This is a genomic window from Coleofasciculus sp. G3-WIS-01, from assembly GCF_040223135.1.
In the GTDB taxonomy this organism is placed as follows: domain Bacteria; phylum Cyanobacteriota; class Cyanobacteriia; order Cyanobacteriales; family Coleofasciculaceae; genus Coleofasciculus.
Window position 1 is genome coordinate 1 of sequence record NZ_JAVJZI010000052.1, and the last position, 26,466, is coordinate 26,466.

Here is a 26,466-nt window from a genome sequence, read left to right on the forward strand (position 1 = left end):
AAGACATCTTGGACTGGGTGGGCGAAGGGACTTATTACAGGGTTTGCTGGTTCCTGGGATTATCTCCATTTAAAAACCAGCATTTAATTGTAAAGCTGTCTTATAAAGACAGGGTTTGGGACCCAAAGGAGTTTCGATGAATCCTGACAGGATTAAAACAGGATATCGGTAGCTGATCAGCGTAAGTCCTGTTTTTTTGTTGAAACATGTTTGAGTCTGCCCGATCAGACCCTTTCAGGGTGTACGATCTAAGCCCACTAGAAGTTTGCTCAAGTCTGGTAATGGTGTCATACTGTAATACCACAGATGCTGAGAACGGTTATAGTTGAAGCAATGGGCAACCCCTGTTCGCTCAACCACCCTGAATAAAAATAAAAAGCGGATTTGGAAATTCCAGGAGTTTAACCCGCAACATTTGTACAATCAGCTAACGCGAATATTTCTCAATGAACAGCACAGATCCAGCGTTCCGTCCTTGTACAACGGTAAACTCGACAATTTAAATCGACTAAAAAATGGTCAGTAAAATAGCGACGTTTAGACTTCCAGAACAACTGAGTCATGAAATTCGATCTCGGGCTGAAGCATCAGGTCGGGATCGGACGGCTGTCGTGATTGAGGCACTCAAGCAGGCATTTGGTTTCCCGCTTGATGAATCGCACTCAACCACGGTTGATGAACTTCAGGAACAACTCAATACATTAGACAAAAAATACAAGCAGTTAAAAGAACAGCTTAATCAACTCACCCAAGAAACTCAGGTAGCCAATCAAAGCCTAGAGGCAATTCCGAGAACGTTGGTGACAGGAACGACGAATCATCATCAAATTGGGGATACCGATCAAGCCTGGACACCTCCTAATCAAGTAACCCAACTCGACCTGAATTATCCGATCATTGCCCCAGATCAGGATGACTCAGAACTGCGAGAACTGGCGACGAGGATTCAGCAACAAGCGCGAATCTTTGACCAAGTTCTCTCGGCGTCTCCTGACCCCATCTGTGTTCTGGATCGCATGGGACGATTTACCTATGTAAATCTAGCGATCGCGCAACTGTTTGGCTTGTCCCAAGCGGAAATTTTGGGCAAAACGGTGCCGCAGTTAAACCTACCTCCCGAAGGACTCGAACTGTTTGATAACCAACGGGAAGTCGTCTTTGCCACTCGACGCCCCTTGACCGATGAAATCAGTTATCCCACCCTTGGGGGTGTGCGTCACTACGAGTACATCCTGAGTCCGATTCTGGGTAGCCACAATAGTGTGGAAGCGGTAATATGTACCGCCAGAGACATTACCGAACGCAAACGAGTTGAAGAATCGCTGCGGGAATCGGAAGCGAATTACCGACACTTATTTGAATACGCCAACGATTCCATTTTTATTATTGACCTATCCACCAGTCGCATTTTAGATGCCAATCAGAATGCCTCAAGACGACTGGGGTATACCCGCAAAGAACTGCTGAATTTGAAGACTCACGATATTGATGTGCCGATTGGTGAGGATCGGCAACGGACAATCGGTCAGCGGATGCAAGCAACGGGTAGTATTATCTTTGAGCATGCCCTGCGGCGTAAAGATGGCTCCCATGTACAGGTGGAAATTAGTTCTCGGGTAATTGAGTACCGCGATCGCTTAGTGTCACTCAGTTTTGTTCGCGATATTACCAAACGCAAACAAGCCGAGGAACGCCTGCGGTTATTAGAGTCGGCGGTATTTAATGCTAATGACGCGATCGTCATTACAGAAGCCGAACCCATTGACAAACCAGGTCCTCGGATCGTTTATGTCAACCAGGGCTTTACTCGGATGACAGGATACACCCCTGAGGAAGTCATTGGCAAGACACCGCGATTCTTACAAGGTCCCAAAACCGATCGCATCCAAGCTGATAAAATTCGTGATACCCTATGCCGATGGGAACCCGTGCGGGCGGAGTTGATCAACTATCGCAAAGATGGTTCCGAGTTTTGGGTAGAACTCAATATTGTCCCCGTGGTTGATGAGAACGGGGAATATACCCATTGGATGGCGATAGAGCGGGATATTAGCCAGCGCAAGCAGGTAGAAACCGCCTCAGCCAAACGGGAAAAGGAACGAACCACTCAACTGTCTCAAGCGAATGCCTTGCTACAAGAGCAATTGGCAAAACAGGAGCAAATGGTTGCCGATCTTCGCACCCGTGAGGAACGCCAAGCCATAGCCCTGAAAGCAGGTAACGTGGGGATTTGGGATTGGAATCTGGAGAGTGATGAGTTCTATATAGCGCCTAATTTGAAAACCCTACTGCGCTATGAGGATAACGAGATTGCCAATAGTAAAGCCGCTTGGTTAGACCTGATTCATCCCGATGATCGCCAACAGGTTGAAAATGAAATCAATGCTCATTTAGATGGGTCAACAACTCACTATGGCATGGAACACCGGATATTGCAAAAAGATGGCAATATTCGCTGGTTTCTTTCCCGTGGCGTAGCGGTGCGAGATGCTAAAAATAACCCTTATCGTCTGATTGGTTGTAGCATTGATATCACTGAATATAAACAGATGGAGAATTAACTCTCCCCATTCCCCTATCTCCCCACCAGAACCCCGATTTCTTGAAGAAGTCGGGGATAAATACTATAAATTCAAATCCATGTCTACCCTAACCGACTCCTGGCAAGAAGATTATATTATCACCAACGGTGTCAAACTACACTACGTCACCCAGGGAGAAGGAAAACTGATGCTGATGCTGCATGGCTTCCCCGAATTCTGGTACTCCTGGCGGCATCAAATCCCTGAATTTGCCAAGGATTACAAAGTCGTTGCCCTTGATCTGCGGGGTTACAATGACAGCGATAAGCCCAAAGATTTATCAGCCTATCAGATCACCGAGTTAGTTAACGATATTAAGGGAGTTATTCAAGGATTAGGCGATGAAAGCTGTGTCCTAGTCGGGCATGATTGGGGAGGTATGATCGCCTGGTATGTTGCCTATACTTACCCCGAAATTGTTGATAAGTTAATCGTCCTGAATATTCCTCACCCCGCCAAATTTACCCAGGCGTTACGCAGTAATCCTCAACAACTCTTGCGAAGTTGGTATATCTTTTTATTTCAACTTCCCTTACTCCCAGAGTTACTGCTTCAGTGGGATGACTATCAACTGATTGCCTCTAGTTTGATCGATATGGCAATTGACAAAAGTGCCTTCTCAGAAGCAGACTTAAACACCTACAAAGATGCGGCGGCTAAACGGGGTGCTATTACCGCCATGCTTAACTACTACCGCAATGCTTTTTCGGGACTATTTAATCGAAATCAGTGGGATGTTCTGCAAATTCCCACCCTAATGATTTGGGGAGAAAATGATACCGCTTTGGGCAAGGAATTGACCTATAATACAAACGATTATGTGCAAGATTTTCAAATCCGCTACATCCCAAATTGTAGTCATTGGGTACAGCAGGAACAGCCCCAGTTGGTGAATCAGTATATGCGAGAGTTTTTGGCAAAAGATGAAGGATGAAAAAGTTTTGAGTGTGTAGGGGCTCACTTTCACTACTATCATTTCTGACCTAACCTAGATGTGACTAAACCCGCCCCTATAATGGGCTTATTATTTACCACGGACTACCTATCATCGTAAACGCTGACCAATAATAGGGATGAGAAAGTTCTTTATCTCCTAACCTTGATAATTCTGGCGGTAAAACCAGATTTTTCCCATTCACCTGCAATTGTCCACCTTTTAGCTGCACATTCCCTTGCAACATCGTGATTTGGGCTTGTCGCAGGGCGTCTGCTTTAATCGAAGCATTCTGCAACTGACTATAAAACTCAGTCATTAACCCCCCATGATATCGAAGCGGTTCCCTGAAGGGGTGATAATTGTACCCGTACCATCGTCGGCGGAGGGAATCAGTTGGGCTTCAACTGGCTTGATTGCAACGGTACTCGCCAAGATTAGTCCTGCCAAAAGCCGCGTGTTTCTGAGATAGGCGACGTTCATAGGGGGAAAGCCAATATTATTTGATATAATGCCTCATTCATCATTCAGTGGATTGTTGCGATAACCATAGAAGTCAATCCGATACTCAGTAATCTTGACCCCAGTTTGTTGCTCAATGTGCTGGATTAGTTCATCGGGCAATTCTACATACACATCCATGATCTGATTTGTATCCACACAATTAACATGACTGTGAGCATCACTGATATTCCCGTAAAGCCGTCCATCGGATCGCTCAATACATTCGATAATGCCTTGAGAGGATAGCGCCTCTAGATTCTGGTACACAGAGGTATGACCAATTTCTTTGCCTTGCTGATTCAGGCGATCATAAATTTCTCGTGCGGATAGATGCTCTCGATCTTGCCACAGCAGTTCCAAAATTAAGCGGCGTTGACGCGACAGGCGCATCCCCAACGCTTGACATTGATTGAGGGCGTCTTCCAATGAGCGAATCGGTTTGACAACTGCCGCTTCTTTGTCCATGGTCGATACTTTGAATGGGGTGGTTAGCTTTATGGGGAGCGGTCTCAAGTTCTACCATTAAGGTGAGCCCGTTCTAAGTCCCATACATGATAATGCACTGGTTAAACGTGCATCATCCTAGGGGACATAATCTTCTTCGCTTGGCATCTGGCACAGTAAGGCAAACTCATTACCACTTTACCTTAGATGATTTGAGTATGTCTACCGGGCGAGTGCTATCAAGTCCGGTAGCATCGATTTGTGCTTTCACACTCCATTCTCCGGACGTAAAACTAGGGTAAGCTTGATTCGAGGTTAAGCCTGTGGAATCGAAGTAATCCAGGCAATGTACAGACGCTTCAAAATGCGTCTTTTCGTCCAAGTGTTGTGGAGCGGATGAAGATTAGTGGCAATCACAATTAAACTCAATTCCCATTGCATTAATGATTTAGACCTATCGCCCGTCCAGACTAGGATTGATAAGTGGCTGACTGAGGGTGCGATCGCCAAATATGAGCAGCAGTTAGGCTTTGAGTTTAGCTACCCTCGCCAACCCAATGATCCACGGGAATGGTCAGAAATTCCTGAAATACGTCTGTGGTTTATCCGCTTAGATGTTCAGTATCCGTGGTTACCGTTTCTGCTGGATTGGAAAGCCGGGGAACTCGCCCGCTACACAGCTATGCTCGTCCCACACCAGTTTAATCGGACGGAAGGGATTCAGTATAACCCAGAAGCCTTAGAAATTTTCGTGATGCAAAAAGTTTTTGTACTCAATAACTGGTTACAACAGATGGGTTTACCCAACCAGTCGCGCCTCAAGTCCATGGCTCAAATGTTAGGGTATGAACTTGATGATACCTTGTTTGACTTCATGAACCGCGTCTTACTTCGTGAAGACGCGGATTGGCAGAGATAACCTGCCAGTATAGACCTTCCATGGACGGTCTGTACATGAATAAGGGCATGAGTTGGTAAGGGACAATCACTTCTGAACGTTTCTCTAGTTCAGCTTAAATGTAGGTTCAGGAATCTCTCTTGACTGGGTAATTCCAGGACACACCCTTGCCAATGCCTTAAGAGACGTAAACATTTACACGAGTGGATTATCTCTATGAATCGTGTCCCAGTAGTTAGCAAAGAAGGAAAACCGATGGCGCCCACCAAGCCATCCAGGGCTAGGCGGTGGGTCAAAGAAGGTAAGGCAGTGGGGAAGTGGTCAGACTTGGGCATCTATTACGTTCAACTGACTTCACCACCATCGGCAGAGGAAGTCCAGCCGATTGCTGTCGGGGTAGATCCCGGAAAGTCGTATTCTGGCATCGGTGTCCAGTCAGCTAAATGCACCCTGCTCCAACTGCACCTCATCCTTCCATTTGGGCGGGTCAAAAAACGGATGGAGACCCGCGCCATGTTACGACGATCTCGGCGAGGTAGAAGAATTAACCGGGACGTTCCGTTTAAGCTGCGTAACCACCGCCAATGCAGGTTCGACAATCGCAAACAATGCAAACTCCCCCCATCCATTAAAGCCTCACGGCAACTGGAGTTAAGGGTAGTCAAAGAGTTGGCTGCGATATTTCCGGTAACTGCGATTGGCTATGAGCGAGTTAGAGCCGATGTAGATCAAACCCAACGCAAACGCGCCAAGTCAGGCAAGGGTTTCTCTGGGGTGATGACTGGTCAAAATTGGGCAATATCCCAGATGGAAAAAATCGCCCCTGTCTACGTTCGGCACGGTTGGCAAAAAGACGGGAACGGCACATCTCAACTCCGAACCCAGCTAGGGTTAGAGAAGGATAAAACCAACAAGTCTGTAGCCAAACCGGAGACCCACGCAGTTGATGGAGTCACGCTGGCTTGCGGATATTTTGTCAAATATGTCCCGTTTACTGGATCTAACTCTCGCGGTTACACCCACAAAGGGAGCGTCAATATTACTCCCTCTCCGTTCAAAATTATCACCCGCCCTGGCGCAGTGAAACGGGGGAAAGAGTACGGCTTTTTCCGCCGTCAATTGCACTTTGAAGTACCGGACAAGTCGGGAATAAGGAAGCGTAAGGGTGGAACGATTACACCTTTTGGTCTTAGGGTTGGTGATTTGGTAAGAGCCGAAAAAGCTGGAAAAGTCTACATTGGCTACGTCGGCGGATTCACTAAAACTAAAGATACCCAGAAGGTTTCCGTTTGTGACTACACCTGGAAACGCATTGGGCAATTTGCCCCCAGTAAAGTCGAATTAATCAGGAGGAATAACGGTTTATGTGTAGCGTAAAAAAGGAGATGGACGCCTCCATTCTTCCGGTGTCCCGCTATCCCTCCTCGGTTTACGAGAGTTGAAACCGAGGACTCCCGCGAACATGTTGAGATTTATGCCATCCCACCTGGACTTCATAGACCCAGGATTTTGAACAAATAAAGCGAAGAGACGATGCTTTTAGCCCGTCTCTTCGCATCCGCTTAGAATCCCCTACACTTTAACCAGGGGAGAATTGACATCCTCACCACGCCGTAGGGGGAAAGGTAACCTTTCCCCCTACTTAGCCTCGCCATACTTGCTTTAACACATCGCCGGGTTGAATGTCGGCAATCCAGCGAGTCGGTGATTGAATGCCAATATAGCGTTCTGATGGGGGTAGGAGTTTGTTCGCCTCACTAGAACCAAACAGTGCGATTGTATAAGTTCCCACAGCAACAGCGAGATGCATCGACGCACTATCGGTACACAGCAGTAAATTCGCCCCCGCAATCATTGCAGCTAACTTGCCGATATCGGGGGGTGAGGTCATCTGTAAATTAGGACAGACTTGGGTGAGAGCCGCAACTAACTCAGTATCCTCTGAACCATGCAGCATAACCAGAGTTAGGTCAGGCTGTTTTTGGTGGATGTCTTCAATAACGTTTTGCCATTTATGGGCGGGATAAACTTTATCAATGTCTTGTGAATGATCGAGGTGGTTAGATCCGCCGTCGATCATAATGTAACCGCTTTCGGGGATGCCGAGGCGTGCTTGTTCACCTTCTGCCCAGTCCAGATCGGATTTTGGCACACGAATGGCAAGCTCTGGACAGGGGGTATTGAGCCCCAACCCTTTGAGCAGGTCATGATACACATAAGCCGCATACTGCTCTGTTTTGAGTGGTACAGTGTTGGTGAAAAACCACTTACCCTGATTATTTTCGTAGCCCACACGGATGGGAATACCACTCATCCAGAGCAATAGTCCTACTGACCACCGACGTTCTAGGGCAATCGCCACATCGTATTCGCGATCGCGGATAATCCCCAACAGATTACCAAAATCCGCTAAACCGTTGCGGTCTTTATAGTCAAAGGGTAATACTTCATCGACTGAACCGGAAACCCGATAGGCTCCCTTGGCGCGGGGTTCCACAATCACATCGATTTCGGCGTCGGGGTAATTGGCTTTTAGGTCATCTAACGTCGGAAAGAGCAGCAGTTGATCGCTGATTCCTCCCGGAACAAGGGCTAATATTCTCATCTCAAATATAATTAGAGCTTGTATATCAGCTCAATTTTAATGGACTGGTCGTTCCTAATTTCACGGAATTTTCCGGAAACGAGTTTGCCAAGGAAACCTTGACGGGGTGAACTGCTACACCCCTGCTCCCATTGCGATTTGGCTTATGGGATTATGTTACGCATGATATTATACCTAGTGGTTTCCTGGGATGAACCAGTAGTAGCATATTAGATTAGATCGGTCGAGACTAGAAATTTGGCATCAAAGGCGGAAGCTTGTGCATTTATTAATTCCAGCAGCGGGAATGGGACGACGGATGGGGAGCGATCGCAATAAGCTATTGCTGACCCTACTGAATAAACCCTTATTGGCATGGACGCTACTGGCGGCGGAAGCGGCGGCGGAAATTACCCAAATTGGCATTATCGGACAGCCTGAAGATCAGCCAGATATTCAGGCAATCTTAGCAGATCTCGCCCTGACCAAAGCCGTACAGCTTATTGCCGGGGGAGCAACTCGCCAAGAATCAGTTTATAACGGCTTGCAAGCATTACCGCCAACCGCTGAACGGGTACTGATTCACGATGGCGCCAGATGTTTAGCCACACCCCAATTGTTTGATCGCTGTGCACAGCATCTCAGAGATTGTCCGGGTTTGATTGCCGCGATCCCGGTTAAGGATACGATTAAAGTGGTCGATGAGTCTGATCTTGTCCAAGATACACCCGACAGGCGGCGGTTGTGGGCAGCCCAGACGCCCCAGGGATTCGAGGTGCCGCTTCTCAAGCAATGTCATGACCAAGGACGGAAATTGAATTGGGATGTTACCGATGATGCCGCATTATTTGAGCGCTGTGGTTTACCTGTACAGATTGTGGCAGGGGAAGAGACTAATCTTAAGGTAACCACACCCATGGATTTAGCGATCGCAGAGTTTATTTTGCGTCAGCGGCTTTTAATTGACTCAACCCGCCCTCCTCAGGCATAAGATATTTTATTTTATCAACCAGGACTAACTTTTATGCATCTTCCTACTTTTCTCATTATCGGTGTTCAAAAAGCGGGGACAACCTCTATTTATAACTATTTAAACCAACATCCGCAAATTTACATGAGTCCAGTTAAAGAAACGAATTTTTTAGAAAAAAATTGGGAAGAAATTGAAGATCAACGGAAAGCCAAAATTGACACATTTGAAAAATATTGTCAACTATTTACTGGAGTCAAAGATGAGATTGCCATTGGCGAAGCATCTCCTAATTATCTGTTTCATTATGAGTCTTCCTCAGAGCGAATTAAGCGTTATGTACCCAATGCCAAATTGATTGCAGTCTTGCGAAATCCAATTGATCGTGCCTATTCAGATTACTTAATGCATATCCGAGATGCTATTGGTAAAGGAAAACGAACCAGCTTATCAGAACAAATAAAATATAGAGCGGATAAATCATTCCTTATTCTAAAAGGCTTTTACTATAAGCATTTACAGCATTTTTACGAAGAGTTTGATCGAGATAAAATTAAAGTTTATTTGTACGATGACTTGTCTAAAGACCCGGTAGAATTTATGCAAAACATGTATCGCTTTGTGGGAGTCGATGATACATTCTTGCCTGATGTCTCCAAGAAAGCCCAAGTTGCTCAAGTGCCAAAAAATACAGCCGTAAATAATATCTTACGCCAACAAAATCCTTTGAGAACGATGGTTAGTTCGGGACTCCGATTTATTTTACCCCTTGAAGTCAGGCAAAACCTGCGTTCTCGCCTAATTCAAATGAACTCCCAAGACAAAAAAGCAGCTCCACTTTCCCCAGAAGATCGCCAGCAATTAATAGAACTCTATCGGGAAGATATTCTCAAGTTACAAGATTTAATTCAGAGAGACCTTTCTGCTTGGTTAAATTAACAAGAATGGAAATTGATCAGCGCCACTCTTGGACTCTGAGTGTTGAGGAAGCTACTGCTATCCAAAACCAACTCAGTAGAGAAATTATTACATCTGACCAATTGAGTGAGGTAAACTATGTAGCGGGTGTGGATGTTGGCTTTGAAGAAAATTATGCGATTTCACGCGCCGCCGTTGCGGTACTGAGTTTTCCAGAACTGCAACTGATCGAACAGGCGATCGCACGCCGCCCGACAACCTTTCCCTATATACCGGGGTTTCTATCGTTTCGGGAAGTTCCTGTCGTACTTGATGCTCTATCCCAGATTAAGATAACTCCTGACCTAATCTTGTGTGATGGTCAGGGAATTGCCCATCCGCGCCGATTTGGTCTGGCAAGTCATTTAGGCTTATTAATTACGGTGCCCACGATTGGGGTGGCTAAGTCCCGATTAATTGGTCAGCACGAGGAATTACCCCAACAGAAGGGGAATTGGCAACCTTTGCGACATCGGGGAGAGGTGATTGGTGCTGTCGTGCGATCGCGAACTGGAGTTAAGCCATTGTATGTCTCTCCGGGTCATCGGATCAGCTTACCCACCGCGATTGATTATGTCCTGCGCTGCACTCCTAAATATCGATTACCTGAAACTACCCGTTGGGCTGATAAACTGGCATCAAATCGGATCGGTTAATTACTTCTTCAAGAACGTCTATTCGTAAGCGCACAGGTTTCTCATAAAGATTTTCTGCCCAAATTTTTTCAATGGGTGTAGCGGGATCAACTTGAATTTTTAGTGGATTTCCTGGGATACAATCGTAAGTTTTCATCCCATCCCCACATCGAATCGGCATTTCTCCTTGCTGAGAATAAATAATCAGTCGCGTTGCGGGTGAATCAAGCTTAATTGATCGTCGTGAGCCCCCAGCTAAAACGTTCAGGAAGTACGACTTTAACGGCGACTGGATTGGTTGTTGAGTTTCAACGCCACTGTGATCAAGTGCGGGCAAATTTTCCGCTTGAGCAGGAAGGCAGCAACAAATCAAGAATAATAGCGTTAAGATAGAAAGTCTTAGTTTGATCATTCTCATCGTGAATTGATATAAACTTGTTATTTTAATATATTTAGTAATTTTTCTTATGTTTCTCCCAAAAATGGCGGATGAAGTGGTGAGCTTGGGGACGATAGAAGAGGATTTATCTGATCAATAAAGGTCGGGGTAGATTTATAGCAATCGCCATATCGGTTAGGACGCATCATTTGGTAGAGACGTTGCATGCAACGCCTCTACAACGGTTCGGAAAGTCCTAATCGATGTGTCTACTGCTATAGTAACATCAGTGTAGAGACGTAGCCGGCTACGTCTCTACTATTATTCAGTCTCAATCACTCATTCTCAATGAGCCTTTCATCGGCTTCAATTAAGGCTTCTTGTAGTAGGGGTGAGAGGTTCTCGGTTAAACGTCCAGCACGGATAAATTCAGCGTAGGTATCCGCCTCGATATTGACCATTTGTTCTTGCAGTTGTTCCATGTCCAAGGTTTGTAACTGGGGATGGTGATGGAGTAATTTCTCAACCTCGCTTTGAATAGTTTCGAGTTGACCATCAACAAGCTTTATCTGGTACTGACAAAATTCTGAATTCATTTCGTCGTTAGTCGTTGCTGACTCTAAGTAGTTTTTTACTCGATTAAGTGCAACACGACGGGCGATTGCCTCAGAATATTTCTGACGCACGGGTTGATCTCCAATTAAATCCAGTTTTTCCAGAAGGAATTGGGTAGTTAACCCCTGAACTAAGAGCGTAAACAGTACCACGCCAAAAACCGTAACAATAATATCTTGTCGTCCCTCCAAACTCACCGGAACACTTAAGGCTAGGGCAATGGAAACCGAACCCCGTAATCCGCCCCACCATAACACCGTTTGCTGTCGCCAACCAATGTTGGACTTGACGAGTCCATTGCTAATCGTCGCTAAGCTGTAAATTGAAATAGCACGGGTGAAGAGAACGGCTCCAATGCTAATCCCAATTAAGTCTAGGTTTTGTCCCAAGCGGGGAAAATCGATTTGGTCACCAATGAGGAGAAAGACAATTGAGTTGACAAAAAATGCCAGAAAATCCCAGAATTCAGAGACAATTAAGCGGGTGCGGGGGTTCATGCCAATCCGGGAACCAAAGTTGCCCAGAACTAACCCCACAGTTACTACGCCAATTACTCCAGAACCGCCGAGTTCTTCGGTAATCAGGTAGGTGCCATAGGCAGAGACTAACGTCAGGGATTGTTCGACGAGGGGTAAATCGAAGCGTTGGGTGAGAAAGGAAATACCAAACCCGATTAAGCAACCGACACCGATACCAATTCCGATAAAGGTAAAGAATTGGGCAAATGTGGTGGATAGGGAAAATTCCTGGGTACCGAGGGGAATACCGACTAATAATAGAAAGGCGACGACGGCGACACCATCATTAAATAAGCTTTCCCCCTCCATGAGGGTTTTTAGGCGTTTATCCGCACCTAGTTCCCGGAATAGGGCGATTACTGATACCGGATCAGTTGCGGCTAGACTCGCGCCGACTAATAATGCGATCGCAAGAGGTAATTCTGTGAATTGGGTAATCGTAAAGGCAATTCCCAGCACCGAAATCACTACCCCCACCACCGCAAACAGAATCACGGGGATTAAATCTCGCCGCAAATCCCGCCAGCGGATATTCCAGGCGGCTTCAAAGAGTAGGGGGGGGAGGAAAATCTCTAGAATCAGTTCCGGGGATAGGTTCACCAAGCGCACATCGACAAAGGCTAAGCCTAAACCGACTATAACCAGAAGTAAGGTATAAGGGATTTTACGGAACAACGGAAAAATCCGGGAAACTGTGGCGACGCTGAGAGACACCGACAGCACCAATAGAAATTGTTCCAGATTCTGCTCAATTGCAGCTTCGCTGATAGCGGATTCTATGGACATGAATGACACTCCAAGGTACTGGCAGTTTTGATATAACAAAAAGCATTATGTCAAGATAAAGATAGACGCGATCGCGTCACCAGTCAAGCTGCTTAAAACTTCGTGAATCATGACAGATTACCTCTTTGAGGTGCAAATTGGTATTAGCAGATTACTCGGAGGGCGTAGACACGGAGCGGCTTCTGTTAGAGTCCTTTAGTTTAGGGCTGACTGGAGCGTGCCATTCACTAGGGTTCTTCACTTATTTCAGGCATTGGCTGGAGTGAATTGGGCAATGGGTTCGATGAGATGTTGAGTTGGGTTAGATATTGGTCAACGGCATCAATTTTCTCCAAATTGCCTTCTTCAATAAACAAATTCCTGGCTTCTAAGAGGAAGGAAACCGCCTCTTGTCCCCGTCCAACTTGCTGGAGGGCTATTCCTAGGTTGTAAAACGCGAGTGATAGTTTTGGATTGAGCAGAATGGCTTGTTGATATTCGGAAATCGCGTCCTCATACTGCTGATTTCGATGCAGGGCTACGGCTAAATTGTAGTGCGCCAGCGAATCGTAAGGATCGAGTGAAATGGCGCGTTCCAGTGCCGCGATCGCCCGCTCATATTCCCCATTTTTAATCAGCGCTACTCCTAATTGGCGCAAAGCATCCACATTGTCAGGATCTAGCCGCGTTACCCAATCAAATCGGCGAATGGCTTCCTCAACATCCCCTTGTTGTAAAAGAATTAGACCTAGTTGATAATGAGCCGATGCAAATCGTGGATTGATCTGAGTTGCTTTGATAAAAGAATTTTTGGCTTCGGTAATCTGATTTTGTTGAGCCAGCAGCAATCCCAGTTGGTAATGGGCTTGTACGAATTGTGGATCGTTGCGAACGGCTTGCCGTAGTGCCGCGATCGCGGAATCGGTTTGGTTTTGTTTGGCGAGTAGTAGTGCCAAATTGTACTTAGCAACAGCGGAGTTAGGATTGAGGCGAACGGCTTGTGTGTATTCACTCAGCGCGGCTTCAGTATCACCTTGGGCTTCTAATGCCAAGCCTAAATTATAGCGAGCGGCGGCTAAATTGGGATCAAGAGCGATCGCCTGTTGATAGGCGCTAATCGCTTCCTCGATATTGCCTTGTTGGTATGACATCAAGCCCAGATTGTAATGTGCCTCTGCCATATTAGGATCGAGACCAATCGCCATGCGATATTGTTCAGCGGCTGAGTCAATCTGACCTTGCTGAAACAGGGCATTCCCCAGCAAATACCGTGCCATAGGGATAAACGGATCTTCCTGGAGGGCTTTGCGAAAGCCGATCTCAGCCGCTTTGAAGTCACCGCGATTATAGCGCATGACTCCTTGTTGGAAAAATGTCGCCGCTTCTAGGTCATTCGTGTATAACCCTTCAACTAACTGCTTACTGTGCTGGCGCTTGGGTAGAGTTTCAGCGAAGGCGGGACTAGCCGACAGGAAACTGAGTGCGAATAGGGCGGCGGTAAGTCCAAAGGGTCGGTGATAGTTTTTAGACATGGTAGAAGACGATTGGGAAATTGAATAGGGAATATGTACGAGGTCAAGAGTCCGTAGCTTCCTATCTTAATAGTGCCAATATGAACTACAGCGACTTACTGCGTTGAAGTCGCTGTTTCTGACGTTTCAACATCCCTAGTTGCTTCATGCTTGGAGCAATCAGTAGAGCTAGGCGACTCTACGTCTAAAGAGGCTCGTTCCAAACCCCTTGCCCAAATTTCGTTAACTTGGGCAGCATTAACATCTCTATCCTCAACATGATTGCAGTGGGAATTAGAGCAAACGTGAACTCGATCAGCCAAGCTCTTGGGTGTTAATTCCCAACATTTAGCGCATCTTTGAGTTGGTTTAAGTGTTCGAGTTGGTGACTCAACATAAAATCCGCCAGCTTCAGCCGCTTTGTAAGTTAATAAATCTCCAACAATGCCAAATCCAACATCAAGGATAGACCGATTTAATCCGGCTTTCTGTTTTTTGCGTTTACCTTTCTTAGCTTTACCCGTCATCTTCTTGACATTTAACTGCTCACCAGCAATTAGGCTATTACTGCTAACTATCTCGCTGGTTATTTTATGCAGCCAATCTTCTCGTTGACGAGCTATCTTGCTCTGGAGTTTAGAAACCCGCTTCCGTTCTTTTTTCCATCGTCTTGAGCCTTTAACTTTTTTGTTTCTGTTAGGCGCTCTTTTGCGTCTTAAACGCTTAGAGGCTACTTTAACTTTTTTGTGTCCCTCCTTAATAAAATCTGGTTTAGCAATTTTTTTGCCTGTTGACAGGGTGATCGCGTCTTTGCACCCAAGGTCAATTCCAATTGAACTCGTACCTGTTTGACGAGTTGGCTCACACTGTACTGTTATTGATGCATACCACTTGCTGTTTCTAAAGAAAATCGTGCAGGTTGTTGGAGTTCCCCAAGTTCTAGCTTTGCCTCGCATCTGGAGCTTTAAGCCAAGGTCTCTCAACTCAAGATGACCATTTTTGCCTAAGAAGAAAACTTTCCAACTTGCTTTATCCGGATATGTCCAGCCACTGTATCTTCGTTTTGCCTTGAATCTAGGATATTTACCCAAACCTTTGAAAAAACGAGTATAAGCAAAATCAACACGTTTTAATGTAGCTTGTAACGTATGAGACCCTAATTCTGCATACTCAATCCAAACCTTTTTAAACTCAGGTAAACAATTCTGTTGCTCAAAATAATCAACAGAATGCCCCAAGCGCTTGTACTGTGTCCTACGATTTGCAATTGCCGCGTTGTAGAGTTCACAGTGCATCTTTCTAGCCCAATGGAGCTTGTCACATTGGGTTTTCTTTGGATAAAGTCTGTAGGTTACTCTACGTGTTTTCATCCCTACATTTTAACATGAATTTGCCTATTTTTACTTGACAGGCTAGGGGATATCCAATCCCTAGCCCGTCCACTATCCTTCTCCGGCTTACTTCGTTGAAGCAGGAGATTGCCGCGATTCTTGTTCACTCCCCGATTGGTTCGCACTTTAATCGCTAACGGCTTCTGGCAAAATCAGCATGGCATCACCAAAGGAATAAAATCGATAATTATACGCGATCGCTTCAGCATACAACTTCAACAGCCGCTCTCTGCCAATCAAGGCACTCACAAGCATTAATAGTGTAGAACGGGGCAAGTGGAAATTGGTAATTAACCCATCAACCACCCGCCACTGGTAACCTGGATAAATAAATAATTCGGTTTTGCCACAATAGGGTTGCAATTCCCCACTCGCCGCCGCCCCCTCCAAAGCCCTAACCACGGTTGTACCAACGGCAATCACCCGCCCACCTGAGGCTTTGGTTTGCTGAATTTGTGCCACCGTTGCGGCGGATACCTCCAACCACTCGCCATGCATTTGATGACTCGTCACATCTTCGATTTCCACCGGGCGAAACGTACCAACACCAACGTGTAAGGTAATCGACGCCTGCTCAATTCCCCGTTGATCACATCTCTCCAACAGTTCAGGGGTAAAATGGAGTCCGGCTGTCGGGGCGGCTACTGCACCTGAAATTTTGGCGTATACGGTTTGATACTGATCGGGTGTGGCTTGAGAGTGGGTGATGTAAGGCGGAAACGGAACTTGACCGTAGTGGGGTAATAGGGTGATTAAGGACTTGCCCTTGGGTAGGTCAAACTGCAATAGACGCCCCTTGGTTTCATCATCTCTAGCGATAATCGTTGCCTGGAGGGGAGGCATAGAACCATAAGTCTCTCGATTCTTTGTCTCTATAAGTCCTGCTGTTTCTGTCTCGTCTGATGATGGGGGAGTCTCTCCATAACTTACCGAAGCGACAGGTTTATCGGGTTCAAAGACTATCGTTGAACCCACTTTCAGCCGTCGTCCCGGTTTCACCAATGCTAACCAACAGTTGTGCTCCCGTTCCTCTAGCAGTAACACTTCTACGGGTGTGCCAGTTAGCTTCCGCCCATAGAGTCGAGCCGGAATCACACGAGTATTATTCAGAACCAACAAGTCGCCGGGACGCAATAACTGAGGTAAATCTCGAAAAATGCAGTGTTGATGATGAGTGGGAGACTCAACCACTAGCAAACGAGAACTATCTCTAGGGAAAAGCGGGGTTTGAGCAATCTTACTCTCTGGCAGATCATAGTTATAGCTGGAAAGCAATAGGTCATTTTGCATAGGTGGTTATTTAATTTAAGTACAGTATTTCATCAATCTTTGACAAATTGGGTAGGTCAGGGACGGGTCAGGGTTTTAGCTCTACTCTATACTGTGACTTACCTGGTGACATCCGGTACTCATCCCCAAAAACAAATGACAAAGGACTAAAACAAGGAAATTGGGTATGATCCCCCAGTTGAGAGCGGGGGCTTTTCCCCTACCAATTCCTGATCCCCGTTGTCAGAATGAAGGTATAGCACTTCCTTGCACTCCACGCCTAGCTGCCCTATGGATTACCTTTATTTTTTAGCCAATGCTAGTTTGACACTGCGAGTGGTCGAGTACCTCCACTCCATGATCCAGCTTCCCGTTCAATATACAACGGTGATTCATCAAATTGATGGCTGGGTAATTAAAGTTAAAATGAGCAGCCCCCTCACACCTCAGCAACATGGAGACTTCCAAGCCTTCATGAGCGAATTGGGGATTCCCTTCCAACCCGACATGCGCTTGCAAATGGCTTTTTGGAGCCTCGATACGGGACAATCTCCTATCGATGTCATGCGTCGCTACCAAGTCGCGGTGGTGTCTCATGGTCACCCTGATAAGACGGATATTGAAGCGTTTCGCCAACAATTTACCATGGGACTAGGATACTGTCCAGAAACATTAGCGTAAGGAGTTCCCATCAATCAGACTCCAACATCGGGACGAGTACAAAAGCCATGCCTTCCTCAGGGCGAGTTTTACCATTTAAGGAGTATCTACCGATAAGTGATCTACAAAACCCGCCCTTCGTCAACAGAAAGCTGACTCGATATAGTTTTGTAGAATAAGCTCATGTCCTCCCAGAGTAAACGGTTCACCGAATTGAGGGGCTGAAGTTGGTAACACGTCACTGATGGCAACAGGGCGTGAGCTTTGGCAAAGACGGTGGTAGCGAACCAGGGCGACATCAAACCGACAAGGAAGATCACTTAAATCGGGATGTTCTGCTAAAAATAGTTCGGCTGTTCGCCAAAGTTTGGCTTGCTTAGAGGATGTAATTGCCAACCCACCATCGGCATCCCAATTCCCTCGACTGCGAGTTTTTACCTCGACAAATGCTAAGATATATGACTCAGCGTTTGGTGGTGGGGGGGTAGGGGGATGGAGTTGGGGGTTTCTACCCAGATTAGATAGAGGATTTTCCCTCTCCTCTAAATCCCAGTAGGCAATCAAGTCGATTTCTCCCCAACGACAATGCCATCGATGATGTAAGATAGTCCAACCTTGTGCTTGTAACCAGGTGGCAACGAGTTGTTCTCCTAATTGTCCTTTGTTATTTGTCATTTGTTTATGTCATTGGTCATTCGTCATACTCAAAGGAGCGAAAATTAACCCCTTTTTGACAGGGCGATTGATGACGATTGACTGGTAGGATAATTATATAAATAAATATCTACAGATTGCCAAAACTATGTTCAGATTCATTTTAGTTTGGGTGGTTAGCTTATGGATGTTTATCGCTAGCCCTTTTGCTATAGCAATGCTTCCCGCCGCCCCAGCTTTGGCTGTGGATTATACCAAACAATCTTTGGTTAATTCAGATTTTTCGGAGCGTGTGCTGACTGATGCCAGTTTTAACCAAGCGGATTTGCGAGAAAGTAATTTTAGCCATGCCGATTTGCAGGGAGTCAGTTTTTTTGGTGCTAATCTGAAATTGGCAAACTTGGAAGGAGCAAACCTCAGTTACTCAACGTTAGATAAAGCGCGTTTGAACGGTGCTAATTTGAAAAATGCCGTGCTTGAAGGTGCCTACGCTTTCAATGCTCAGTTTGATGGCGCGACGATTGAAGGGGCTGATTTTACCGATGCTTTTCTTGATCCTAAAGCCGAAGAACAATTGTGTCAAATGGCTACAGGTACAAACCCTACCACAGGTCGCCAAACCCGCGATACTTTATTTTGCTTTTAAAAGTTTCCGGACATGATATTAAATGGGGGTGAATTTGTGGATGTCTAACATATTAGCTTGACGCATTTTCTGTAACTCTTGCAAGCGTTTATAGGCTTCCTTAATTCCTTCAGAATAGTAGTCCTTACGGTTTGGGTCAGTGGCAACATTGAGAGTTTTCCACTGCTCTAGACAATATCGCTTGTGCTTGTTCCACGTCACGACTTCTAAACAAGCAGCGGCGGAGCGAATGGCTAAAGGAGTGCGAGTAATATCTTCAATACGCTTTTCATTTAAGTGGAATAAATGTTCCACCATAACCATCTCCTCTGGAAACTGGATACTGCGGTCTTGGAGTAAGGAGATGAGCTTTTCAGGTTGCTGGGATAGGATGGGTTGAGCGATGGCTTGCAGGTCTAATATTTGCTGCCATAAAAATCGGTGGGGAGAAAGACTAAATAGCAAATCTTTGGTATCTAAAGTTTCAATAATAGTCTGGCGATATTCGGGACGGTGCAGATAAATTCGTAAGAGTAAGGCTTCCGCTTCTTCGAGTAGACTGTGTTCTTGGCTAATGGATAAGTCGATCGAGATCGATGAGTTTTTCTGGTTAAGATTGGATTTATCATCTTTCTTGATCGGAGTCTGGCGTAATTTATTGAGTTGAGTCTGGAAAATTTGGATGAGTCGAGGAATCATTTGGGCTTCTCCGCGACTCAGCTTTTCGGCACAATAATCAATATAATAGGTTTGTTGATTAATATCTTCTAATTTGTACAGCAATTTGACAATTTTCTGTGCCACCTGTTGAAATTGATTGGCTTGTTTGAGATCTTTACCTATTAGGAGTTGATCAATTTGCCAGTTTAACCATAAGGGCGCATTTTGTAAGAGCTGTTGGTATTGTTGTGCCCCATCAGGGGTATGGGTAAGGAATTCGTCGGCGTCTTTACCATCGGGGAGGTTGAGTACCCGCAGTTGAATTTGTCCTTGATAGGCTAAGTCGGCAATTTCTCCGATCGCGCGTTCGGCGGCTGTGGTTCCGGCTTTGTCGGCGTCAAAGTTGAGGATGATTTGTTTGGATTCGCTGTAACGCAGTAGTTGGCGCATTTGCTCCAGGCTTAAGGCTGTACCCAATGAGGCGACAACGTTTTGAATCCCCACTCGATGCAGCGCGATCGCATCAAAATAGCCTTCGACGACAACGGCTTGATCCTTATCCCCAATGGCGTTGTAGGCTTTGTCTAAAGCAAATAAGGTTTTCCCTTTATTAAATAGAGGCGTTTCTGGAGAATTCAGATATTTGGGAAGTTCATCACCTAATGATCTCCCGCCAAAACCAATGACTCGCCCAAGACGATCATGAATCGGAATCATGATGCGATCGCGAAACCGATCATAATAGCCGTCTCCTGATTTGCGTGGCAAGATTAATCCAGCATCTTTTACCAGTTGTACCGGTTTGCCTTTTTGCTCGATTAGATAGCGGTACAGGGTTTCCCACGTCGCCGGCGCATACCCTATCTGAAACTGTTGGATCGTTTCCTCATCCAAACGTCGCTGAGATTGTAAATACTCCAGCGCCTGCTGTCCTTGGGGTTGTCGTAGTGCATGTTGATAAAATGATGCGGCTAGTGCCACAATCTCATACAGTTGCTCTTGTAAGGATAACTGACGCTGTAATTCCTGGCGTTGTTCAGGTTCCAGGGTTTGCACCGGCACTTGATACCGCCGTGCTAAGTCGAAGACTACCTCACTGAAGGACTGTTTTTCTACTTCCATGAGGAATTTAATCGCACTTCCACCCGTACCGCAGCCGAAGCAGTAGTACATTTGTTTGCCGGGACTAACGGTAAAACTGGGTGTCTTTTCGTCATGGAAGGGACACAAGCCTACATATTCCTTTCCCCGCTTTCGCAGTACAACTCGCTCCGAGACGACATCAACAATGTCTGCTCGTTCTTTGACTTGGGCGATGGTGTCTGGGTGCAGTCGAGGAATTTGCACAGCGTTGTTCCTGAGAAACTGGTAAGCAAGCGAGTATATAGTAGGGTTTTTGGTGACAGCACGGATAGGGTGGCTTCCGTGAGCCGTTTTCCCAGAACCCAATAGATCTATTGTAATTGTGTGATATCCCACACCCAAGGATAAACAATGAATTCAGCACAGACAATTATTCTCTCGCCATTGGAATTGAGGGTGATTGAGGAAATGAATAAAGTGCGAACAAAGCCTACGTCTTATCTTACGCTTTTAAACAACTGGAAACAGCGCTTTTCCGGAAATCAGGTAAAACTTTCTCAACAGGTATTTTTACGCACAATTGAAGGTGTAAACGCTGTTGATGAGGCGATTGATTTTCTCCAATCCACTCGTCCCTTATCGCCGTTCAAACTATCTCTGGGGATGTCAAAAGCGGCGAGTGATCATGTTCGTGATCAAGGAGAAACAGGAAGTATTGGGCATATTGGTAGCGATCGCAGCACTCCTTTTATCCGCCTGAATCGGTATGGGAGTTGGCAGATCACGGCGGGTGAAAATATTTCTTATGGTGTGGCACAGGCAGATGAAATTATCATGCAATTAATTATCGATGATGGTGTGCGCGATCGCGGGCATCGAAAAAATATCTTTAATTCAGCTTTTCAAGTCGCGGGTGTAGCTTTTGGCTATCATATCCAGTATCAAAATATGTGTGTCATTACTTATGCTGGGGGGTACAAGACGCCATAAGGTTTGTAGGGGCGGGTTTAGGGATTTTATTTGCACTATTAATGGTAACGTTTGTGCAAAACCCGCCCTGACTAACTCCGCCTGTTTTCCCAAGGGCGGGTTTAGTCACGTTATTGGTTTGTAGCAAAATGTTATCGGTAAAACCCGCCCCTACACGTAAATCACCAGAGCTTGGTAGCCCCGATAATTAATTTCGGGGCGCAAAAGCGACAATGCAGCAGACCACAGAGTGTCAACTCCGCTCCCTCCTGTACGAATTATCAGCAACATGGGAAAATGATCTCTAATAGCTGATGTGCCGTGTTCTAGGAGTGTAACCCTTGGTAACCATTCGCTGTCGGGAGATGACATTCCCGAATATAGAAGCGATCATTTTCGATAAAGATGGGACGTTAGAAGACTCACAAGTCTTTTTGCGAGAATTGGCATATAAGCGATCGCGCTTGATTGATGCTCAAATCCCCGGTACTGGCGAACCCTTGCTGATGGCGTTTGGGATTCAGGATGATACCCTTGATCCGACGGGATTAATGGCGGTGGGTAGCCGTCGGGAAAGTGAAATTGCTGCAGCGGCTTATATTGCCGAAACGGGGCGTGGTTGGTTAGAATCTCTGGAGATTGCCCATAATGCCTTTGCCGAAGCGGAGCGATATCTCAAGGATGCAGCCGGGACTTCACCGTTATTTGCCGGAAGTTTAGATGTCCTCAAATCCCTGTCTGAAGCGGGTTTAAAATTGGGAATTCTGTCGGCGGCTTCGACTGCAGGGGTGCAAGCCTTTGTGAAACGTCACCAGCTAGAGCCTTATATTCAATTGCAACAAGGCGTTGATACAGAATTGAGTAAACCTGATCCGGCGCTATTTCTGCAAGCCTGTGAAGATTTAGGCGTTTGTGCGAGTGCAACGCTGATGGTGGGAGATTCAGCAGGGGACATGGTGATGGCAAGTCGTGCGGGTGCGGCGGGTTGTATTGGAATTAGCTGGGGAACATCAGTTCATTTCCAGGATGCAGATGTTGCGATCGCGCAATTGGATGAAATTCAAGTTTTATGAATTATTAATGATCAAAGATAGGGGAATCAGGGCGGGCGCGAGTCACATCTAGGTGAGAGAATAAAGGATAGTAGTCAAAAGAGTCCCTACATTACCTCTTCTAGGTTCCCTGTTAACTGTTAACTGTTCCCTTTAAATAGGCAAACGCTCAATATCTCGATTTGAGCCAATCACCACCATGGCAAACCCTTTAAACAGGCGAGTTGTGGGGGCGGGATTAATCTCAAACTGCTCATCTTGACCAACCGCCAATAAGTTTAAGCCATAGCGATTCCGCAGTTGCAGTTCCATCACGGTTTTGCCATGAAACTCTTCGGGAACTGATATCTCCACAATACTGTGATGCGGGTCTAATTCAAAGCGATCCAAAATAGACGGCTGAGTCAGCGATCGCGCCAAGGCACAACCGGCTTCGTATTCCGGATAGACAACTCGATCTGCGCCAACACGCTCTAAGAGTTTACCATGAACTTCCGAGGAAGCTTTAGCCACTACATAAGGAACTCCTGCTTCTTTGATATTGAGCGTGGTAATAATACTTTCCTGTAAATAGTTGCCAATCGCAATAATCACCGTATCAAACTCAAAAATTCCCGCCTCTCTTAAGGCTTTAGGATCGGTGGAGTCGAGTAGAACCGCGTGGGCGGCGATTTGATCCGTCAAGACTTGACTGACGAGTTTTTCGTCAATGTCCGTTCCCAGAACTTCGTATCCTAAGTGGTGCAGGGAGGAACAAACTCCCCGCCCAAACCGCCCTAAACCAATGACGGCAAATTGCTTATTTTCGCGGCGCAGGTTCCGCAAGAACCCTACAGATGTCCAACTCACACGGTTGTCCTTTCTTCAATCAAGCCTAACTGATGATAACTCGACCTCGGTGACATTAGCATTATCCCACCAGTAGATTTTCCTCCGGATAACGGATGTGGCTAGGACGCGGATCTCCCAACAGGGTACCCATAAATACCAAAATACCCACCCGCCCGATAAACATCGTTCCCACTAAAATCAGTTTTCCCCAAGCCGAGAGACTGGCGGTGATTCCCGTGGATAGCCCCACTGTCGCAAAGGCAGACACCACTTCAAATAGGAGTTGGATAAAGTCAACCTGGGGATCTGCGATCGCGATTAAAATGGTTGCTAGAATTACAGTCCCGACGGAACCGACTAGAACCGCCATGGCTTTTAAAATCAGGTTCAGGGGCACCTGACGTTCGTAAAGATAGACTTCCTCTTTGCCCTGTAACATGGCTTTGGTACAACTGACCAATACCCGAAACGTCGTGGTTTTGATACCGCCCCCGGTTCCGCCTGGACTTGCACCGATAAACATGAAGGCAATTGTCATAAATAAACCCGCTGCTGTCATTTTACCCAGATCAATGGCGTTAAATCCTGCGGTTCTCGTGGTGACTGATTGAAACCAAGCGTTTAACACTTGATTCTGTAGACTCAATTCTCCTAGGGTTTCCGGATTATTGACCTCCACAAAGAAAAAGGCGATTGTGCCTAGGATTAACAGGAATAGTGTGGTACTGGTTGCCACTTTTAAATTCAGAGAAAAGGTAAGTTTTTCATGCTTATTCATGACGCGATCGCGTAACCATAGATACACTTCAAAAATGACCGGCTGACCAATTCCACCCAAGATAATCAGTCCCGAAATAATCCCAATTAACAAAATAGATGACTGATAGCCCATTAAACTATCCGCAAACAAACTAAACCCGGCATTATTCCAGGCGCTAATACTGTGAAAAAGGGCCAGCCACAATCCTTGATTCCAGCCATGTTCTGGAACAAATACGAGTAACAACAGGAAAAATCCGGTTAATTCAAAAAGCAAGGCTGTGGCAATAATTGAGCGAATAACAAACGTACTTTTTTCTAAACCTGGAAGGTCAAGGGCTTGTTGAATCGCTATTTTATGGCGCAAATTAAACCGCCGACGCACCAAGAGTAACATAAACGTCGTGATTGTCATATACCCTAACCCCCCAAGCTGGAATAGGGCGAGGACAAAAACCTGACCGACGCCAGAAAAATAACTGCCGGTATCGACTACGGCTAAACCTGTGACACAGACAGCCGAGGTGGCGGTAAATAAGGCGGTAATCAGATCAGTCCAGGTTCCATCCTGGGTAGAAATGGGTAAAATTAACAGAAACGTGCCTATGGTAATCATGGTTAGGAATCCGAGGCAAATCGTGCGCGGAATAGTCATGAGATGTGACAAATTATAGTGTAGAGCCGGGTTGACGCCTTTAAGCAGGCTTGTTACCTGTCACTGTTTGGCAAAACCCGCCCTGAGTCAATTGGATAGAGTCTTTAAAATCTTTTATCACATTTTTATGGATTTTCCCATCAGATTTGATGAATAAATCAGTTCATTGAGTTGCAAACCACTGTAAAATCTAAAAGGGTAAAAACATAAGACATAAGACATTAAGACATAAGACAAAGGACAAGTAATGAGTTCAACACTTCAGCGTCAAATTCAGCAGTTTTACGACGCCTCATCTGGACTGTGGGAACAGGTTTGGGGCGAACACATGCACCATGGTTATTATGGTCCGATGGGTCGCGAGAAAAAAGGTCGGCGTCAGGCGCAAATTGATTTAATTGAGGAACTGCTGAGTTGGGGTGAAGTACAGCATCTGGAGAACATCTTGGATGTGGGGTGTGGGATTGGCGGGAGTTCTCTGGACTTAGCCCAACGGTTCGGTGCTAAAGTACAAGGGATTACCCTGAGTCCGGTACAAGCGGCGAGAGCAACAGAACGGGCAAAAGAGGCGGGGTTGGAGGCTGAGGTGGAATTTCAGGTAGCTGACGCCTTGGATATGCCCTTTGCGGATAACTGTTTTGATTTAATCTGGTCCTTAGAAAGTGGGGAACATATACCCGATAAGCAGAGGTTTCTGGCAGAATGTTACCGTGTCCTGAAACCGGGCGGAACGTTTCTGATGGCGACGTGGTGTCATCGTCCAATTACGCCAGCCACGGGAGAATTGACGGCGGATGAAAAGGGGCATTTAGAGAAAATTTATCAGGTTTACTGTTTACCTTACGTGATTTCGTTGCCAGAGTACAAAGCAATTGCCCGTGAGTTATCCTTTTCTAATATTCGCACGGATGATTGGTCAGATGCAGTAGAACCGTTTTGGGATATTGTCATTGATTCAGCGTTTGAAACCCAAGCGTTAATGGGTTTACTCAGAAGTGGTTGGGGTACAGTGCAAGCGGCGCTATCATTGGGGTTAATGAGTCGGGGGTATCGGCGTGGTTTGATTCGGTTTGGTGTACTCTGTGCTCAGAAGTCTTAATCTGCAAACACTCATGGATGTAAGTTTTGAGTGGGAGATGGAAAAATTGTGTAGGGGCGGGTTTTACTACTATCTTTTCCGTTAAATCCAGATGTCAATAAACCCGCCCCTACTAAGGTTCATTCCCCCGCCAAGAACTCAAGTTCTTGGCTAAAAGCACAAGTCGTCTAAAGACGACTCGGATTCTTATAAAACAACCCCAAAAGTTAGACACGTCTGTCTGCATTGAAACAATCAACGGTGTTTATTTGATGTCCTAATTACCCTGGCGTTAAACACTCATGGATGTAAGTTTTGAGTGGGAGATGGGAAAATTGTGTCCGGGCGGGTTTCACTACTATCTTTTGGGTTGCATCCAGATGTGAATAAACCCGCCCCGACTCAGGTTCCATGAGGAGAATTACCATGACCACCGAATATCACGTCAACCTTATTCAAACAGGAAATACCCAAACCCTAACCA

The 26,466-nt window shown here is 45.9% G+C and carries 24 protein-coding genes and 1 pseudogene; 12 read left to right on the forward strand and 13 right to left on the reverse strand.

Going from position 1 to position 26,466, the window contains the following annotated elements; translation table 11 throughout:
- Positions 1-515 precede the first annotated feature (515 nt).
- Together RIM23_RS05360 and RIM23_RS05365 are read left to right on the forward strand one after the other, a co-directional pair.
- A complete protein-coding gene (locus RIM23_RS05360) occupies positions 516-2,561 on the forward strand; it encodes a PAS domain-containing protein (protein WP_446365118.1) in 2,046 nt (681 codons plus the stop codon).
- A 79-nt stretch (positions 2,562-2,640) separates the two neighbouring features.
- Positions 2,641-3,516 carry an alpha/beta fold hydrolase gene (locus tag RIM23_RS05365; RefSeq protein ID WP_446365120.1) on the forward strand — a complete coding sequence of 292 codons (876 nt, stop codon included), beginning with the start codon at positions 2,641-2,643 and terminating at the stop codon, positions 3,514-3,516.
- A 94-nt stretch (positions 3,517-3,610) separates the two neighbouring features.
- Here the strand turns inward: RIM23_RS05365 and RIM23_RS05370 are convergent, their stop codons facing one another.
- The 3 genes from RIM23_RS05370 to RIM23_RS05380 are packed head-to-tail and all read right to left on the reverse strand — an operon-like array spanning position 3,611 to position 4,485.
- Positions 3,611-3,835 (reverse strand): CHAT domain-containing protein, encoded by a 225-nt coding sequence (locus RIM23_RS05370; protein ID WP_446365122.1) that lies wholly within the window; start codon positions 3,833-3,835, stop codon positions 3,611-3,613.
- Entirely contained in the window at positions 3,835-3,999 is a 165-nt protein-coding gene (locus RIM23_RS05375) for a hypothetical protein (RefSeq protein ID WP_446365124.1), read from the reverse strand. The genes RIM23_RS05370 and RIM23_RS05375 overlap by 1 nt, the downstream gene beginning before the upstream one ends.
- 33 nt (positions 4,000-4,032) lie before the next feature.
- Positions 4,033-4,485: a Fur family transcriptional regulator gene (locus RIM23_RS05380; RefSeq protein WP_446365126.1), complete on the reverse strand. Its 453-nt coding sequence runs from the start codon at positions 4,483-4,485 to the stop codon at positions 4,033-4,035.
- A gap of 385 nt (positions 4,486-4,870) precedes the next feature.
- On the opposite strand from RIM23_RS05380, the gene RIM23_RS05385 reads away from it, so the two are divergent.
- Positions 4,871-5,383 carry a CRR6 family NdhI maturation factor gene (locus RIM23_RS05385; RefSeq protein ID WP_446365128.1) on the forward strand — a complete coding sequence of 171 codons (513 nt, stop codon included), beginning with the start codon at positions 4,871-4,873 and terminating at the stop codon, positions 5,381-5,383.
- Positions 5,384-5,578: 195 nt separating this feature from the next.
- Positions 5,579-6,739 carry an RRXRR domain-containing protein gene (locus RIM23_RS05390; protein ID WP_446365130.1) on the forward strand — a complete coding sequence of 387 codons (1,161 nt, stop codon included), beginning with the start codon at positions 5,579-5,581 and terminating at the stop codon, positions 6,737-6,739.
- 265 nt (positions 6,740-7,004) lie between these two features.
- Here RIM23_RS05390 and RIM23_RS05395 read toward each other — a convergent pair whose 3' ends face one another.
- Positions 7,005-7,967, reverse strand: coding sequence for a glycosyltransferase family 9 protein (locus RIM23_RS05395; RefSeq protein WP_446365131.1), 963 nt, complete (start codon positions 7,965-7,967; stop codon positions 7,005-7,007).
- Positions 7,968-8,226: 259 nt separating this feature from the next.
- Here RIM23_RS05395 and ispD point away from each other — a divergent pair, with 259 nt between their 5' ends.
- From ispD to nfi, 3 genes are read left to right on the forward strand one after another with little or no spacing between them, the layout of a single operon-like run.
- Positions 8,227-8,937 carry a 2-C-methyl-D-erythritol 4-phosphate cytidylyltransferase gene (gene ispD, locus RIM23_RS05400; RefSeq protein WP_446365133.1) on the forward strand — a complete coding sequence of 237 codons (711 nt, stop codon included), beginning with the start codon at positions 8,227-8,229 and terminating at the stop codon, positions 8,935-8,937.
- 33 nt (positions 8,938-8,970) lie between these two features.
- Positions 8,971-9,855: a sulfotransferase family protein gene (locus RIM23_RS05405; protein WP_446365135.1), complete on the forward strand. Its 885-nt coding sequence runs from the start codon at positions 8,971-8,973 to the stop codon at positions 9,853-9,855.
- A gap of 5 nt (positions 9,856-9,860) precedes the next feature.
- Positions 9,861-10,529 (forward strand): deoxyribonuclease V, encoded by a 669-nt coding sequence (nfi, locus tag RIM23_RS05410; protein WP_446365137.1) that lies wholly within the window; start codon positions 9,861-9,863, stop codon positions 10,527-10,529.
- Here nfi and RIM23_RS05415 read toward each other — a convergent pair.
- The 5 genes and pseudogenes from RIM23_RS05415 to queA form a co-directional block, all read right to left on the reverse strand.
- On the reverse strand, positions 10,486-10,926 hold the full coding sequence (locus RIM23_RS05415; protein WP_446365139.1) for a hypothetical protein: 441 nt from the start codon (positions 10,924-10,926) through the stop codon (positions 10,486-10,488). The genes nfi and RIM23_RS05415 overlap by 44 nt on opposite strands.
- Positions 10,927-11,222: 296 nt before the next feature.
- Positions 11,223-12,806: a cation:proton antiporter gene (locus RIM23_RS05420; RefSeq protein ID WP_446365141.1), complete on the reverse strand. Its 1,584-nt coding sequence runs from the start codon at positions 12,804-12,806 to the stop codon at positions 11,223-11,225.
- A 227-nt stretch (positions 12,807-13,033) separates the two neighbouring features.
- Positions 13,034-14,317, reverse strand: a complete 1,284-nt coding sequence (locus tag RIM23_RS05425) for a tetratricopeptide repeat protein (RefSeq protein WP_446365143.1) — start codon at positions 14,315-14,317, stop codon at positions 13,034-13,036.
- Positions 14,318-14,402: 85 nt separating this feature from the next.
- Positions 14,403-15,666 (reverse strand): annotated as a pseudogene (locus tag RIM23_RS05430) (RNA-guided endonuclease InsQ/TnpB family protein).
- A 147-nt stretch (positions 15,667-15,813) separates the two neighbouring features.
- On the reverse strand, positions 15,814-16,977 hold the full coding sequence (gene queA, locus RIM23_RS05435) for a tRNA preQ1(34) S-adenosylmethionine ribosyltransferase-isomerase QueA (RefSeq protein ID WP_446365145.1): 1,164 nt from the start codon (positions 16,975-16,977) through the stop codon (positions 15,814-15,816).
- Between the two features lie 270 nt (positions 16,978-17,247).
- Here queA and RIM23_RS05440 point away from each other — a divergent pair, with 270 nt between their 5' ends.
- A complete protein-coding gene (locus tag RIM23_RS05440; RefSeq protein ID WP_446334556.1) occupies positions 17,248-17,637 on the forward strand; it encodes a hypothetical protein in 390 nt (129 codons plus the stop codon).
- 120 nt (positions 17,638-17,757) lie between these two features.
- Here RIM23_RS05440 and RIM23_RS05445 read toward each other — a convergent pair whose 3' ends face one another.
- A complete protein-coding gene (locus tag RIM23_RS05445; protein ID WP_446365147.1) occupies positions 17,758-18,291 on the reverse strand; it encodes a YraN family protein in 534 nt (177 codons plus the stop codon).
- A gap of 127 nt (positions 18,292-18,418) precedes the next feature.
- On the opposite strand from RIM23_RS05445, the gene RIM23_RS05450 reads away from it, so the two are divergent.
- Positions 18,419-18,916, forward strand: coding sequence for a pentapeptide repeat-containing protein (locus tag RIM23_RS05450; protein WP_446365149.1), 498 nt, complete (start codon positions 18,419-18,421; stop codon positions 18,914-18,916).
- 18 nt (positions 18,917-18,934) lie between these two features.
- On the opposite strand, the gene dnaG is transcribed toward RIM23_RS05450, so the two are convergent.
- On the reverse strand, positions 18,935-20,902 hold the full coding sequence (gene dnaG / locus RIM23_RS05455; protein WP_446365151.1) for a DNA primase: 1,968 nt from the start codon (positions 20,900-20,902) through the stop codon (positions 18,935-18,937).
- Positions 20,903-21,049: 147 nt separating this feature from the next.
- Between dnaG and RIM23_RS05460 the strand changes: the two genes are divergently transcribed.
- Together RIM23_RS05460 and RIM23_RS05465 are read left to right on the forward strand one after the other, a co-directional pair.
- Entirely contained in the window at positions 21,050-21,628 is a 579-nt protein-coding gene (locus RIM23_RS05460; RefSeq protein WP_446365153.1) for a CAP domain-containing protein, read from the forward strand.
- Positions 21,629-21,948: 320 nt separating this feature from the next.
- Positions 21,949-22,680 (forward strand): HAD family hydrolase, encoded by a 732-nt coding sequence (locus RIM23_RS05465; protein ID WP_446365155.1) that lies wholly within the window; start codon positions 21,949-21,951, stop codon positions 22,678-22,680.
- A gap of 132 nt (positions 22,681-22,812) precedes the next feature.
- On the opposite strand, the gene RIM23_RS05470 is transcribed toward RIM23_RS05465, so the two are convergent.
- Together RIM23_RS05470 and RIM23_RS05475 are read right to left on the reverse strand one after the other, a co-directional pair.
- Complete coding sequence (locus RIM23_RS05470; RefSeq protein WP_446365157.1) at positions 22,813-23,508, reverse strand: potassium channel family protein; 696 nt, start codon at positions 23,506-23,508, stop codon at positions 22,813-22,815.
- Between the two features lie 61 nt (positions 23,509-23,569).
- Positions 23,570-24,904, reverse strand: coding sequence for a TrkH family potassium uptake protein (locus RIM23_RS05475; protein WP_446365159.1), 1,335 nt, complete (start codon positions 24,902-24,904; stop codon positions 23,570-23,572).
- A 247-nt stretch (positions 24,905-25,151) separates the two neighbouring features.
- On the opposite strand from RIM23_RS05475, the gene RIM23_RS05480 reads away from it, so the two are divergent.
- Entirely contained in the window at positions 25,152-26,003 is an 852-nt protein-coding gene (locus tag RIM23_RS05480; protein WP_446365161.1) for a methyltransferase domain-containing protein, read from the forward strand.
- Positions 26,004-26,466: the final 463 nt, after the last annotated feature.